13 protein-coding genes are annotated in these 14191 nt (G+C 34.0%); 10 read left to right on the plus strand and 3 right to left on the minus strand.

Features of this window, described 5'->3' with window-relative positions:
• Positions 1 to 17 precede the first annotated feature (17 nt).
• Complete coding sequence (locus tag H600_RS0100930; RefSeq protein ID WP_026727024.1) at positions 18 to 464, plus strand: very short patch repair endonuclease; 447 nt, start codon at positions 18 to 20, stop codon at positions 462 to 464.
• Between the two features lie 90 nt (positions 465 to 554).
• Positions 555 to 869, plus strand: coding sequence for an HPF/RaiA family ribosome-associated protein (locus tag H600_RS0100935; RefSeq protein ID WP_026727025.1), 315 nt, complete (start codon positions 555 to 557; stop codon positions 867 to 869).
• A 145-nt stretch (positions 870 to 1014) separates the two neighbouring features.
• On the opposite strand, the gene H600_RS0100940 is transcribed toward H600_RS0100935, so the two are convergent.
• Positions 1015 to 1680 (minus strand): hypothetical protein, encoded by a 666-nt coding sequence (locus tag H600_RS0100940; protein ID WP_026727026.1) that lies wholly within the window; start codon positions 1678 to 1680, stop codon positions 1015 to 1017.
• A 321-nt stretch (positions 1681 to 2001) separates the two neighbouring features.
• On the opposite strand from H600_RS0100940, the gene H600_RS0100945 reads away from it, so the two are divergent.
• From H600_RS0100945 to H600_RS0100965, 5 genes are all read left to right on the plus strand, one after another.
• Positions 2002 to 2490 carry a nuclear transport factor 2 family protein gene (locus H600_RS0100945; protein ID WP_026727027.1) on the plus strand — a complete coding sequence of 163 codons (489 nt, stop codon included), beginning with the start codon at positions 2002 to 2004 and terminating at the stop codon, positions 2488 to 2490.
• Between the two features lie 263 nt (positions 2491 to 2753).
• Positions 2754 to 4136 carry an ammonium transporter gene (locus tag H600_RS21740; protein WP_035108232.1) on the plus strand — a complete coding sequence of 461 codons (1383 nt, stop codon included), beginning with the start codon at positions 2754 to 2756 and terminating at the stop codon, positions 4134 to 4136.
• Between the two features lie 165 nt (positions 4137 to 4301).
• Positions 4302 to 4979: a tRNA (guanosine(46)-N7)-methyltransferase TrmB gene (trmB, locus tag H600_RS0100955; RefSeq protein ID WP_026727028.1), complete on the plus strand. Its 678-nt coding sequence runs from the start codon at positions 4302 to 4304 to the stop codon at positions 4977 to 4979.
• A gap of 43 nt (positions 4980 to 5022) precedes the next feature.
• Positions 5023 to 5661, plus strand: a complete 639-nt coding sequence (locus H600_RS0100960) for a LysE family transporter (RefSeq protein ID WP_026727029.1) — start codon at positions 5023 to 5025, stop codon at positions 5659 to 5661.
• A 136-nt stretch (positions 5662 to 5797) separates the two neighbouring features.
• Positions 5798 to 6124, plus strand: coding sequence for an MGMT family protein (locus H600_RS0100965; protein WP_026727030.1), 327 nt, complete (start codon positions 5798 to 5800; stop codon positions 6122 to 6124).
• Positions 6125 to 6302: 178 nt separating this feature from the next.
• Here the strand turns inward: H600_RS0100965 and H600_RS0100970 are convergent, their stop codons facing one another.
• The gene (locus H600_RS0100970; protein ID WP_026727031.1) at positions 6303 to 7628 is read right to left on the minus strand and encodes a sensor histidine kinase; all 1326 of its coding nucleotides are present in this window, start codon (positions 7626 to 7628) and stop codon (positions 6303 to 6305) included.
• A 268-nt stretch (positions 7629 to 7896) separates the two neighbouring features.
• The gene (locus tag H600_RS0100975) at positions 7897 to 9240 is read right to left on the minus strand and encodes a sigma-54-dependent transcriptional regulator (RefSeq protein WP_026727032.1); all 1344 of its coding nucleotides are present in this window, start codon (positions 9238 to 9240) and stop codon (positions 7897 to 7899) included.
• A 158-nt stretch (positions 9241 to 9398) separates the two neighbouring features.
• Between H600_RS0100975 and H600_RS0100980 the strand changes: the two genes are divergently transcribed.
• The 3 genes from H600_RS0100980 (at position 9399) to H600_RS0100995 (ending at position 14059) form a co-directional block, all read left to right on the plus strand.
• The gene (locus H600_RS0100980) at positions 9399 to 10643 is read left to right on the plus strand and encodes an efflux RND transporter periplasmic adaptor subunit (protein ID WP_026727033.1); all 1245 of its coding nucleotides are present in this window, start codon (positions 9399 to 9401) and stop codon (positions 10641 to 10643) included.
• Positions 10644 to 10792: 149 nt separating this feature from the next.
• Positions 10793 to 11500 carry an ABC transporter ATP-binding protein gene (locus H600_RS0100990; RefSeq protein ID WP_026727034.1) on the plus strand — a complete coding sequence of 236 codons (708 nt, stop codon included), beginning with the start codon at positions 10793 to 10795 and terminating at the stop codon, positions 11498 to 11500.
• A 126-nt stretch (positions 11501 to 11626) separates the two neighbouring features.
• Positions 11627 to 14059: an ABC transporter permease gene (locus H600_RS0100995; RefSeq protein WP_026727035.1), complete on the plus strand. Its 2433-nt coding sequence runs from the start codon at positions 11627 to 11629 to the stop codon at positions 14057 to 14059.
• The last annotated feature ends 132 nt before the right edge of the window (positions 14060 to 14191 follow it).

Here is a 14191-nt window from a genome sequence, read left to right on the forward strand (position 1 = left end):
TTAATAATTAAATTTCCATGGACTGTTTTACACCAGAACAACGATCCAAAGTCATGAGTATGATTCGTGGCACGAATACCAAAGACGAAGTTCGTTTGGCAAAAGCGTTATGGCATATTGGATTGCGTTATCGGAAAAACAATAAAAAGGTTTTTGGCTGTCCAGATTTGACTTTTACTTCTTTAAAAATTGCCATTTTTGTTGACGGCGAATTCTTTCATGGAAAAGATTGGGAGATCAAGAAAAAACCAAAAACCAACTCTGAATATTGGATCAAAAAAATCGAGCGCAACATGCAACGCGACCTCGAAGTAAACGCATATTTAGAATCTCAGAATTGGAAAGTCTTGCGTTTTTGGAGCACTGATATAAAGAAAAATCTAGGTTCTTGCATGGTAGAAATTATGAATGTTATTAATTTAAGGACAAAACAATTATCCAAAATTCCGCCTTCTTGGGAATAGCAAAAAAATTTCATAATGTTTTATTAACTCGCTTGGCTTTTTATCCTAAAAAAGATAGCTTTGAGAGACAATCATAAAATTTAAACCATTATGAAGATTCAAATCAACACCGACAAAAACATTGAGGGACACGCTAGATTAGAAAGCTACTTTTCTGCAGAATTAGAAAAAGGTTTAACCCGTTTTGAAGACAAAATTACCCGCATTGAAGTTCACTTTGGGGATGAAAATGGAGAAAAATTTGGTCTGCACGACAAAAAATGCTTAATCGAAGTACGTCCGCAAAAATTACAGCCTATTACCGTTACAGAACACGCCGAAACATTAGAAAAAGCTTTTAATGGCGCATTAAGCAAAATCAAAAAATCACTAACGACAACCTTCGAAAAACAAAAAGCTTTTTAAATTTCAAAATAGACAAAAAAAAAGACGTTTCAATTTGAAACGTCTTTTTTTTTGTCTATTTTGAAAGATGCTAAGTTACTAAGAATCTGAGATTCTAAGTTTTTTTACTTTGTAACTTAGCCACTTAGTGCCTTAGAATCTTTTTTTAAGATTTCGGCAAAGGCGCTCCAACAGCAATATCACATCTGTGTCCTGCTTGTCCATGTGGCGGATTCATGCCTTCTGCTACTGTTTGTGTCGTTTCTGTACTTAATAGCGCCGGAGTTGGATTATTTCCAGCTGGTGGCGTTACAGTAAACGATTGTGAAGCGCTTCCGCTTTGCGCAGTATTTGACGCAGCAGGTTTTACTACTGGCGAATTCAAAGGAGAACCTACCGGAATATCACACCTATGACCTGGTTGGCCATGTGGCGGATTCATTCCTTTTGCTACTTTTACTGGAGCTGTTGTAGTTGTAGTCACCACATTTTTCTGATTCGGGTTTACTTGAACCACTTGCGGTTGCGCTACAACTTGTCCTTGCTGTGGCGGAGCCGAATTTAAAGGCGCTCCAACAGCTATATCACAACGGTGCCCTGGTTGTCCATGAGCAGGATTTAGTCCTTTTGTTTCTCCTAAAACGGTGTTTGGATTCGCAGTTTGCGTCTGCACAACTGGTGTCGTTGTGGCTGATTTTGTAGTATCTTTTGCAAGTCCTAATCGAACCAATTCTGATGTTGCTGTGTTTTCCTGAGGCTCTAATTCCTTTTTGCAAGAAATAAAAAGCAATGACGAAAAAGCCAGCGAACTTATAAAGATTTTCGGATTCATGATTGTGATATTTTAAAGCACTCAAATATACTCGTTTTTGGGTTTCCACCATATAAGTGATATAAGATAATTAAAGTTTAACTTTTGGTATAAATTACCTTTATTACTGTGCCTTTTGGTTTCACGCAGATTATGCAGATCTGAGCAGATTTAAAAATGATTTCTATTTTTTAATGCGTATTTCTTCACAAAGATTTTACAAACCACAAGAGATTAAAATAAATCTGCATGCAACCCTTTCCCAGCAAGTCTTTAAATTATCTTATATCACTTATATGGTTAAAAAAATTAATATCTTTAAGGTCAAATAATTAATTAATCATGAAAAAAACATTCCTGCTTCTATTATTCGTTGCATCTTTTGCAAATGCCCAAACCGACAAAGACAAAATCAATCTAACTTTAGATACTTGGCACAAAGCTGCCGCCGATGTTAAATTTGAACCTTATTTTGCTCTCATGACTGACGATGCAATTTTCATTGGGACAGACGCTACCGAAAATTGGACCAAAAAAGATTTCAAAATTTGGGCAAAACCGCATTTCGATAAAGGAAAAACTTGGAATTTTACCGCTTTAGAACGTCACATATTTTTTGACAAAACTGGAACTATCGCTTGGTTTGATGAATTGCTGAATACACAAATGAAAATTTGTCGTGGTTCTGGTGTTTTGGTTAAAGTTGGAAAAGAATGGAAAATCCAACATTATGTACTATCAATGACAATTCCAAATGATAAAGTCGATGCCGTAACTAAAATAAAAGCACCTATTGAAGATGCTTTGATTGCGAAGCTTCAAAAAAAATAAACATTTTTCGGTTTTATTCTTATAATCCTAACTTTTATAAGGCTTTACAAAACATATTATCGAAAGAATTATAGCAAAATTGACAATATTGACGTAAATTTAGAAGTCTAAAATCAAATACTCTCAAAAAACCTATTCATAAATTGCAAAATTAGCTAAAATAAAAACTATACCACTATTTTAACAGCCCTAGAAATCAGAATATTTAATTTTTTTTAACTTTGACCCCAAAAAAAATAGGGTTCCATTAAGTATTTTAAAAAATGAAAATAGAAAAACGCTGGATCATCTCCTTTATTATGATAAGCATTGTGTGTATCACCGGTGCATTTTGGCCAGCAATGACTGAAAATAGTTATGTATTGTCTGAATTTGGCACAACTGATCACATCGTTCCAGCCGATGTTGCCTGGATGCTGACTTCTTCTTGTCTGGTTTTAATCATGACGCCTGGATTATCTTTCTTTTACGGCGGAATGGTAGGCAAGAAAAATGTAATTTCAACGATGCTTCAGAGTTTTATTTGCCTTGGCGTTGTAACACTTTTGTGGGTTGTGGTTGCTTTTAGTTTGGCTTTTGGAGAACCTGTCGGTTTTGGTTCTGGCGATCATTTTTATAGTTTCTTCGGAAATCCAACCACTTTTGCTTTTATGGATTATGTGGGCGTTTTGCCTCATAAACAATTGGCAAGCACGATTCCGTTTATGCTTTTTGCTTTGTTCCAAATGAAATTTGCGATTATTGCACCAGCAATTATCACAGGCTCATTTGCAGAGCGTGTTCGTTTTATCTCTTATTTGGTCTTCATCAGTTTATTTACTGTTTTCATATACGCCCCTTTATGCCACGCTGTTTGGTATCCAACGGGAGTTTTAGGAAGCTATTTTGGCGTTAAAGATTTCGCTGGAGGAACTGTAGTTCACATGAGTTCTGGTTTTGCAGCTTTGGCCGGAGTTATTGTTTTAGGAAAAAGAAAAAACAGCCAGCATATTCCAACTAATATTCCATTTGTATTATTAGGAACTGGAATGTTGTGGTTTGGATGGTTTGGATTTAACGCTGGATCTGCGCTTGCTGCCAACGGAACTGCCGCTATGGCTTTTGCGACCACCACAACTTCATCTGCCGCCGCAATGTTGACTTGGATTTTCTTTGATCGAATGAACGGAAGAAAAGTTTCGGCACTTGGCGCTTGTATTGGAGCCGTAGTTGGCCTTGTTGCTATTACGCCTGCTGCAGGATTTGTGTCTGTTCCAGAAAGTATGTTCTTTGGCTTTATCACAGCTTTGGTTTCTAACACTGCAGTAAACTGCAAATATTCTAAAAAATTCGACGATACGCTTGACGTTTTTGCTTGCCACGGTGTCGGCGGAATTATGGGAATGATTTTAACTGCCATTTTTGCTCACGGCGAAGATGCAAGTTTGCTCCACGGCGGATGGAATGTTTTCGGGCATCACATGATGGCACTGGTTTTAGTTTCAATTTTCACTTTCTTCGGAGCTTATTTCTTGTTTAAAGTAACCAACTTTATTATTCCGCTGAGAGTTTCTGAAGAATCAGAACATATTGGTCTGGATTTATCACAACACGATGAAACTTTAGATCCAAAATCAAAACCAATCACAGAACCGCATTACGGTTAAAAATATTTTTTTTCGCCACGCCCCGAGCGACAGCGAATTGGCGAAGCAATTCACGAATTATTTTAAAATGAAAATTCGTGAATTCGTGGCGGAAAACTTTTTAAACCGAATTACACTATTTTCATTCGTTTATATTCCTTAATTTTGCGGAAAATTTTTGTAAAAGTGGGAAGTAAAAATAAACTAAAAAGATTCAGAGAAAACGAAACATTTCAAAACGTTTTTCAACCAACCAGAGAAGAAGTTGTAGGCGATTTAATGCCTTTAAGAGGAAAATGGAATTCTGATTTCTTTAAAAATGATAATCCATTAGTTTTAGAATTAGGATGCGGAAAAGGTGAATATTCTGTTGGATTAGCAGAAAAATATCCAAACAAAAATTTTATCGGAATTGATATTAAAGGCGCTCGCTTCTGGAGAGGTGCTAAAACCGCTGTTGAAAACGGACTTCATAATGTGGCTTTTGTTCGAACTCAAATCGAATTGATCAATCATATCTTTGCTGAAGGCGAAGTAGACGAAATCTGGATTACTTTCCCAGATCCACAAATCAAATACAAAAGAACAAAACACAGAATGACAAATTCTGAGTTCTTGAAACTATACAAAAAAATCCTGAAAAAAGACGGTGTCGTAAACTTAAAAACCGACAGCGAATTTATGCACGGCTACACGCTTGGATTGCTTCATGGCGAAGGACATGAAGTACTTTATGCCAACCATAATGTTTACAAAAACGAAGGAAGTCCAGAAGTCGTAACTTCAATTCAGACATTTTACGAAAAACAATATTTAGAAATTAACAAGGCAATTACGTATATTCGTTTCAAAATTAAGGACTAACCTTGATTTTGAAACTTTTATCCTAACCGATTTTAATTACTAAATGACTTACCTTACGCCATTACTTTCAGGTTTTATTGCCGCTGCGATTGGAACAATTCCGCCAGGATTGCTCAACATGACAGCAGCCAAAATAAAAATGAAAGAGGGAAAAAAGAATGCTTTGTCATTTGTAGTCGGTGCTGTTTTTGTTATTTTTTTCCAAGCTTTTGTTGCGGTATTATTTGCTCGTGTAATAGATAATCGTCCAGATGTTGTAACGCTTTTACGTGAAGTTGGTTTTGTCATTTTTTCGATCTTAACCATTTACTTTTTATTTTTTGCCAAAGATCCAGTAGCAAAGAAAAAAACGAAAATCAAAAAGAGCAGCAAAAAAAGCCGTTTCTTTCTCGGAATGTTGCTTTCTGGATTGAATTTTTTTCCAATTCCGTATTACGTTGTTGTAAGCGTAACACTGGCCTCATACAATCTTTTTGTATTTGAAAACACCGTTATTCTAACATTTGTATTGGGTTCTGTTCTTGGCGCTTTCGGAATTTTATACAGCTACATTGCTTTCTTTGGAAGAATCGAAAAGAAAACAGATTACTTTATGCGCAACATGAATACTATTATCGGAAGTATTACTGGTTTAGTAGCTGTTGCAACGCTTTTTAATATTTTGAATTATTATTTCGGATAAAGATTAGTTTGCCACGAATTACACTAATTTCCACGAATTAGTTTTTAGATTCATATAATTAATAAAAATCGGACAGATTAAGACAATTTAATAATTTGTGAAAATTAGCGTAATTTGTGGCTAAGAAAACGAAACTATGGCTGAGGAAAATTTTTTCGAAAGAGTTTATGCTGTTGCAAGACAAATTCCCTATGGAAAAGTGACTTCTTATGGCGCAATCGCAAAAGCTTTAGGAACTGCGCGTTCTGCACGTATGGTCGGCTGGGCAATGAATGCTTCTCACAATATGGATGATATTCCAGCACACAGAGTCGTAAACCAAAAAGGACTTTTAACCGGTAAATTCCATTTTGACGGAACCAATTTAATGCAGCAACTTTTAGAAAATGAAGGCGTTAAAGTTGTAGACAACCAAATTGTAGATTTCGAAAAACACTTTTGGCAACCTGAAATTGATTTTTAAACCATATAAGTTATATAAGTTCATATTAAGTTTGATGTGATTTACTTTGTCATTGAATCTCGCAAAGTCGCGAAGTCGCAAAGCTTATTTTTAAATTTTCTTTGCGACTTCGCGACTTTGCGAGAGATTTTTGCGCAACACATAAAATGAACTTATATGACTTATATGGTTCATTTTTTTAAATCAGGCAAATCACAAAACTCGTTTTATCTTCATCGGTTTGATAGCTTAAGTAACCGCCGTGCGCTTCGATGATATTTTTTGAAAGTGTTAAGCCGATTCCTGCGCCGTCTTTTCTTGTAGTAAAAAACGGAAGAAAGACTTTATCTTGAATTTCAGAAGGAATCCCTTTTCCGTTATCAGAAATGGAGATAAAAAAGCGGTTATTTTCAGTGTAACTTGAAACAAACATCTTCTTATCTGTTTTTTCTTTTAACGCATAAATACTGTTGGTAATCAAATTAATAATTACTTGTTCCATTTGGTTTTTATCGATCAAAATAGAACGCGAACTGTGAATATCATTAATCAACTCGATATTTTCAGATTTCAAAATCGGACTCATCACTTTAAGACAATCGTCAAAAAGTTCTTTTATTGGTGTCATTACTTTTGTTGGCGTTGGCAACATGGCCAATTTGCGGTAATTTTCGACAAAAACCTGCAAATGATCGCTTCGATTTATAATCGTAGAAATACTGCTTTTTATATCATCAAAATCATCTTCTTCTAGTTTTTCCTGATCGACAATATGGAGTAAATTTTGCGAAAGCGCACGAATTGGCGTTAAGGAATTCATCAATTCATGCGAAATAATTTTCATCAAATTAATCCAAGCTTCTTTTTCTTTTTTCTCAATAACGCGCTGAATACTATCTAATAAAATGATAAAATATTCTTTGTTATAACTTTGCGTTCTTGAAGTTTGAAGCATAAAAGTCTGCAAATCCTGTTCTTCAATTTTTATCGAAATTGCCGATTTTAATTCACTGAATTCTGTTTTCTCAATTTCCAAACAAAGCGCGGGAAGGTAATTTTTAAGGTATTTCCAATGGCTTACTTTTGGCACTTTAAACATATCCGAGAAGCAATCGTTCATCAAGAAAATATTCCAATCATCATTTTCTTTTTCCAAAATCAGAGCTGCAGTATCAATATTGTTCAAAAGCGAACGATAAATCAATTCTTTTGATGTTTGTTCTTGTTGTTGCACTTTCAATGTTTCATACAAAAGATACAAACTCTCAAAATTGTCTCTTCTATTCTCTTCGGGAAAATTGGTGGTGAAATCATTTTTCAAGATTGAAAACAACGTTCTGTCATAAAACTGCAATTGATTTTTGACATAGAAATACATTTCAGCCAACATTATAAAAACAAAAACGCCAACCAAAATCGCATTGTAATAAAACATTTTATAAATCAGAAAAACGCAGAAAAAAAAGAGCATCATTACAAATAAAACTCTCACAAACAAAGCGTTATAAAATTTCCAGTTTTTCATTTTTTTTATTTTTTTTCTTGCCACTCCCGATAACTATCGGGATAAAATGATTAAGATAATTTTGTTGATGTAATTCTCTCGCAGATTCTGCAGATTTGGCGGATTAAATTAAATTCCCTTTTATCTGCTAGATCTGCAGAATCTGCGGTAAACTAAAAATTAAGACAAAGCAAAAATCCCTTTAATCTGTGACCCGAGCGATAGCGAACAGGCGAAGCAAATCTGTGGCTCAAAAAAATCTTGATTCTTGGCTCTTTCTTCTTTTCCTTTAATTCTTCAAATCGTATTTCTCAATTCTCCTGTACAAAGCCGCTCTTGATAATCCTAATTCTTCAGCAGTTTTTGAGATATTTCCGTGATGTTTGAAAAGTGCTTTTTCAATTGCTGTTTTTTCCAATTCAGATAACGGATTTTCGTCATTTTCCTGAATTTCCTCAAAATCCAAAATATCCAAATCATGAACCGAAATAGTATTGTTGTCGGCCAAAATTAGCGCGCGCTCAATCTTATTTTCCATTTCACGAACATTTCCTTTCCACGGATATTTTTCTAAATATGGCGCAGCATTTTCTTCAAATCGCCAGTTTTCTTGATTGTATTTTTCTGCAATTTGCTCCAAAACAAAATTTGCCATCGGAACAATGTCTTCTTTTCGTTCGCGCAAAGGCGGTAAATTAATTTCCATAGTATTGATTCGGTACAGCAAATCTTCTCTAAAAATCTTATTTTTTACTTCGGCCTTAATATCATTATTGGTTGCCGAAATAATTCGAACATTCAAAGGTCTTGCTTTGCTTTCTCCCAAACGCGTCACTGTTTTTGTCTGCAAAACGTGCAATAATTTTGACTGCAAATGAAGCGGAATATTACCAATTTCGTCCAAGAAAATAGTACCGTTTTGCGCATTTTCAAAGCGCCCTGGAGTATCGGTTTTAGCATCGGTGAACGCACCTTTTACGTATCCAAAAAGTTCACTTTCGAATAAATTATCGCTCAAAGAACCTAAATCAACATGCACAAAAGGTTCATTCTTTCGCTCTGAATGTTGATGAATGAATTCTGCAAAAACATATTTTCCAGTTCCGTTTTCGCCTAAAATCAAAACATTGGCGTCTGTTTTTGCCACTCTTTCGGCAATAGAATACGCTTGTTTTATTTTTTGAGAAGTTCCAACAAAATATCTTTTCTCGACTTTTTCAACAATTGGCTTTTTACTATTTTTTCGGCTTTCGGCGACAGCCTTATCAATTATTTCAAGTAACTTTTCGTTGTTCCAAGGTTTTAAAACATAATCAAAAGCGCCCATTTTAATTCCTTCGACTGCGGTATCAATTTTACCAAAAGCCGTCATTAAAATCACAATGGTATTGGGAGAAAGTGTTTTGATTTCTTTTAGCCAATGAATTCCTTCGCGCCCATCTTCAAAACCAATTCGGTAATTCATGTCGAGCAAAACCACATTTATTTCATTTTCATTCAAAATTGAAATAATTTGTTTCGGACTACTAGTGGTAAAAATGGTTTCAAAATATTTTTTCAGAATCATTTTTGCCGAAAAGAGAATTTCTTCTTGATCGTCAACAATTAATATTTGAGCTTGTTTTTTTCTCATGTTGATTTTTTTTGTCCGGTTTTGAACGGTCAACTGTTCATTATCGAACACTACTTTTTTTAAGTGTTTTTTAAAGCTTCTTTAAAATCAATACTTTACAAATAATAAATTTTATGGCACAGTATTTACCTATTGATTATCAGTAAAATATTAAAAAAATGGACAAGGTAATTCCTCGTAAAAATAGAAAAATTAGATATCTCACAATAGCAATTGGAGTTTTTTTAGCCTTGGGCACAATCATCTTTTTTTCTTTTAATACCAAAAGAAGCTTGAATGTAAAAGCCGAAGAACTTTCAATCCAAAAAGTTGAAAAAGCTTTTTTTGAAGATTTTGTGGTTTTTCAAGCAAAAGTCGAACCTTTGAATGTCATGCTGGTAAACGTTACAGAAGGAGGATCAGTAAAAGAGATTTTTGTTGAAAACGGCGCAATGGTAACAAAAGGACAATCACTTGCTCGTTTATACAACCCAAATACAGAGTTGAATTACTTGACTCAGGAAACTGCAATTATTGAGCAAATCAACAATTTGAATACCGGAAAACTAAATATTAGAAATCAGGAATTGAATTTAAACAAAGATTTGGTTTTGATCGAGCATGATTACAACGACGCCAAAAGATTATATGATATGAATTCGAAATTGTATGACAAAGATGTGATTTCTAAAAACGACTGGAATACTTTTAAAGAAAGTCTTCGCTTTCAAGAAGAACGAAAAAGAACCATTCAGCAAAGTATTCAGAAAGAAAAACAATCCAATCAAGTTCAGATTTCGCAAATCAATCGCTCGATTCAGACTATGGAAAAAAGTTTGGAAATTTTAAGAAACAACAAAAAGAATTTCCTGATTACAGCTCCAGAAACAGGTCGGTTAACTTCTTTTGAACCTGTTTTAGGAAAATCATTTCAAGCTGGTGAAAGTATCGGAAAAATCGATTCAAAACGTGGATACAAACTTGCTGCCGATGTAGATGAATTTTATTTAGAAAAAGTTCGTGAAGGTTTAAAAGGCCAAGTTGAATTTAAAGGAAAAAATCTTGAAGTTATTGTCACCAAAGTAATTCCAGAAGTAAAAAGCGGGCACTTTACAGTAGAATTGGCTTTTACATCTAAAGAAAATATCGTGCTACAAGACGGACTTAGTTTTGGCGTAAAACTGATTTTATCTGAAAGAAACAAAATACTGGTGCTGCCAAAAGGAAGTTTTAACCAAGAAACCGCAGGAAAATGGATTTTTGTAGTAAAAGGAAATAAAGCCGAAAGAAGAAATATAAAATTAGGAAGAGAAAATCCGTCGTATTATGAAGTTCTTGAAGGATTAAAAGAAGGCGAATCTGTAGTTACGTCATCGTATTCAGATTATAAGGATATTGAGGAGCTTTCAATTAGTAATGAATAAATGTTTCAAGTTCGAAGTTTCACGTTTCAAGTTTTGCGCAACGAAACAACCTGAAACTTCAAACCTGAAACCTGAAACAAATAAAAATAATCATCATTTCAATCATCAATCAAAAAACGTAATTAACAACATTTAAAACCTTAACAAAAATGATAACGATTCAAAATTTAACCAAAGTTTTTAGAACGGAAGAAGTAGAAACATCAGCATTGAGCGGTATTTCTTTAGAAATTAAAAAAGGGGACTTTTTAACTATCATGGGGCCTTCAGGTTGTGGAAAATCGACTTTATTAAACATCATTGGGCTTTTAGACAGCGCTACTGATGGAAGTTATAAATTATTAGACCAAGAAATGATTGGTCTTAAAGAAAAAGGAAGAGCGCAGGTTCGCAAGGAAAATATCGGATTCATTTTTCAGAATTTCAATTTGATCGACGAACTTTCTGTTTATGACAATATCGAATTGCCTTTGCTTTACAACAACGTAAAAGCATCAGAAAGAAAACAAAAAATTGAAGCTATTGCCGAGAAATTGAATATTTCACATCGTTTGAAACATTTCCCGCAACAGCTTTCAGGAGGTCAGCAACAAAGAGTTGCCGTTGCGAGAGCTTTGGTTAATGATCCAAAAATCATTCTTGCCGATGAGCCAACAGGAAACTTAGACAGTAAAAACGGTAACGAAGTAATGGAACTTTTAACCGATTTGCACGCAAAAGGCGCAACAATTTTGATGGTAACCCACTCAGATTATGATGCTTCGTTCTCACAAAGAACCATTCATATGAAAGACGGTGTGATATTCTCTGAAAAATTAAATCAGAGAAATGTAGATGTTTTTATGGACGCTAAATAAGAGAAAAATGGTAAAATTTATCGTAGCAGCAATTGTAATTCTGGTAGAATTTGTCTGCAAAATATGGGCTTTAATTTAAAACACTAATCGGGTTGAAAAACCTAAATAACTACAAAAACTAATACCATGATTTCTAACTGGTTTAAAATATTTATTTATCATTTAAAACAAAGCAAACTGTTTTCGTTTTTGAATGTTTTGGGATTAAGCATCGGGGTTGCCAGCGTAATCTTCGCAATTTTGTATTGGAACAATGAACATGCTTATGATCAATGGAATCCAAATAAAGAAAACGCTTATATGGTTCTGAACAAAATTGGCGCAACGGGCGACACTTGGGGATCCAACTCGATTCCGTTTGGAGAAACCTGCAAAGCTACAATTCCTGATATTGAAAAAATCTGCTTCTTTAACACTTGGTACGATGAAGATATCATCAAATATCAAGGTCAAAAATTAATGGCTAAAAAGATTACTGTAAGCGACGAAAGTTTTTTTGATTTTTTCCCTTTTGAGATTTTAAAAGGTGCTAAAACCAATGTTTTAAAAGAGAAAAACAGCGTTGCAATTTCCGAAGATCAGGCAAAATTGATTTTCAAGAACGAAGACCCTATTGACAAATCGATCACATATGGCACAAATGCTTACACTGTAAAATCAGTTTATCGAATTACCAAACCTTCTTCAATGGAGCCAAATTATGTTTTTAGCGGTGTAAAACGTGAAAATGACATTAACAGTTGGGGAAATTTCAATTATGGTTTATTAGTAAAAATCAAAAAAGGTGCTGATCCAGTGGCTGTTTTGAAAAAAATGCAAAATGTAAATTATGTAAACCGAACTTTAAAAGATGCCAAAGAAAATGGACAAACACCAGAACAATATGTAAAAGAAAACGGTGAAGTAGAGGTTATTATTGACCAATTAAAGACATCCCGCTTGCACGGAACAAAAAGTTCGGCAGGACAAAATTACCCAGAAGGAGTTGGTAATTTAAAACTGCTTTATATTATGGGAGGGCTGTCTATTTTGATTTTGGTTTTATCATTGGTAAACTACATTAATTTAGCAACAGCATCAGCAATCAAACGCGCAAAAGAAGTTGGTGTCCGCAAAATTGTGGGTGCTACCAAAAACCAAATCATTTCTCAATTTATATTTGAAACTGCAATAATTGTTATACTTGCTATTGTGTTTGCACTTGCAATCGTAGAACTTTCGTTGCCGTATTATAATACATTTTTGAAGAAGACTTTAACCATGAATGGGAGCGAATTTTACCTGCAGCTAATTATGATTTTTGGATTAGTAATCATACTTGCAGGTATCTTTCCTGCCATTTATATCTCGAATTTTGAGACTTTAAAAGTATTGAAAGGCAATTTTTCAAGAAGCAAAAGCGGTATTTGGATTCGAAATTCAATGCTTATTTTTCAATTCGGAATTGCAGCCTTTTTTATCATCGGTGCCTTGATTGTCAATTCGCAGGTAAATTATATGATGAACAAAGATCTTGGTTTTAGTGGGGATCAAGTAATTTCAATTCCGTACAACAAACCAGACAGACAAAAAAGAACACAACAATATGGTGTTGATAAACCAGAAATCAAAAAAATCCCAGGCGTAGTTGATGTTTCTACTTTTGCTGGAAGTTTTGGCGGAAGCACAAACTCAAGTTCTGGATTTACACATAATGGTATTTTTGTTCAGCCTCGAAATGTAGAAATGGATTTTGGTTTTCTGGAAATGATGAAAATTAAAATTGTCGAAGGACGTGATTTATCTCCAAAATTTGCTTCAGACACCGTGAGCAGCATGTTGATCAATGAAACACTTGCTAAAACTTTGAATTTAAAAAACCCAATAAACACAATAATTACTTCGGGCTGGTCTAAAAACGATAGTGGGAATTTGAAATTTAAAATTGTTGGAATCGTAAAAGATTTCCACATTACGGGTTTACAAAACAAAGTGCCTCCAATGGTTTTTGTAAACATAAAAACTTTGGGATGGAATAATTTCAACAATATTTTTGTAAAAGTGTCTCCAAACAATTTGACAGAAACTTTAGAAAAATTAAAAACCTATTGGGCAAAAAATGTAAATCCAGATTACCCTTTTGAATATGAATTTGTTAACAAAGGATTTGCAAGAACATATCAGGAACAAATCAAGCAAAAAAACTTGTTTTTTATTCTAAATCTAGTTGTAATCATAATTGCTGTGTTCGGATTGTTTGCTTTGGCATCATTTTCGATGGAGAGAAGACTGAAAGAAATTGCAATTAGAAAAACACTCGGCGCAGAAACAGATATTTTATTGAAAGAATTATCAAAACAATATGTTCTTTTCTGCCTGCTTGGATTTGGAATCGGAATCGTACCGGCTTATATTTTATTACAAAAATGGCTTGAAGATTATGCATTTAGAATCAATATTTCGACTTTGCCTTTTTCAATCGCATTAGTTTCATTACTGTTTTTTACTTTGGTGATTGTTTTGACAAAAGCCTATCAAGTAACTAAAATTGATGTTTTGAAATATTTAAAATACGAATAACTTGTAGACCATTTTTTTTAGGAAACCCGCCAAATCAGAATCTTGGCGGGTTTCTTTTTTCAATTTTAAGCTTAAATTTTACTTTTCTTTAGTTTAATTTTGTTTCTTCTTTTTAAAATCGCTTAAACAAAA

The organism is Flavobacterium denitrificans DSM 15936, from assembly GCF_000425445.1.
GTDB lineage: Bacteria > Bacteroidota > Bacteroidia > Flavobacteriales > Flavobacteriaceae > Flavobacterium > Flavobacterium denitrificans.

Excerpts from the sequence above, each read along its gene's own strand:
- H600_RS0100930 (WP_026727024.1), top strand. The coding sequence starts at position 18 with ATGGACTGTTTTACACCAGAACAACGATCCAAAGTCATGAGTATGATT.
- H600_RS0100935 (WP_026727025.1), top strand. The coding sequence starts at position 555 with ATGAAGATTCAAATCAACACCGACAAAAACATTGAGGGACACGCTAGA.
- H600_RS0100940 (WP_026727026.1), bottom strand. The coding sequence starts at position 1,680 with ATGAATCCGAAAATCTTTATAAGTTCGCTGGCTTTTTCGTCATTGCTT.
- H600_RS0100945 (WP_026727027.1), top strand. The coding sequence starts at position 2,002 with ATGAAAAAAACATTCCTGCTTCTATTATTCGTTGCATCTTTTGCAAAT.
- H600_RS21740 (WP_035108232.1), top strand. The coding sequence starts at position 2,754 with ATGAAAATAGAAAAACGCTGGATCATCTCCTTTATTATGATAAGCATT.
- H600_RS0100960 (WP_026727029.1), top strand. The coding sequence starts at position 5,023 with ATGACTTACCTTACGCCATTACTTTCAGGTTTTATTGCCGCTGCGATT.
- H600_RS0100965 (WP_026727030.1), top strand. The coding sequence starts at position 5,798 with ATGGCTGAGGAAAATTTTTTCGAAAGAGTTTATGCTGTTGCAAGACAA.
- H600_RS0100970 (WP_026727031.1), bottom strand. The coding sequence starts at position 7,628 with ATGAAAAACTGGAAATTTTATAACGCTTTGTTTGTGAGAGTTTTATTT.
- H600_RS0100975 (WP_026727032.1), bottom strand. The coding sequence starts at position 9,240 with ATGAGAAAAAAACAAGCTCAAATATTAATTGTTGACGATCAAGAAGAA.
- H600_RS0100980 (WP_026727033.1), top strand. The coding sequence starts at position 9,399 with ATGGACAAGGTAATTCCTCGTAAAAATAGAAAAATTAGATATCTCACA.
- H600_RS0100990 (WP_026727034.1), top strand. The coding sequence starts at position 10,793 with ATGATAACGATTCAAAATTTAACCAAAGTTTTTAGAACGGAAGAAGTA.
- H600_RS0100995 (WP_026727035.1), top strand. The coding sequence starts at position 11,627 with ATGATTTCTAACTGGTTTAAAATATTTATTTATCATTTAAAACAAAGC.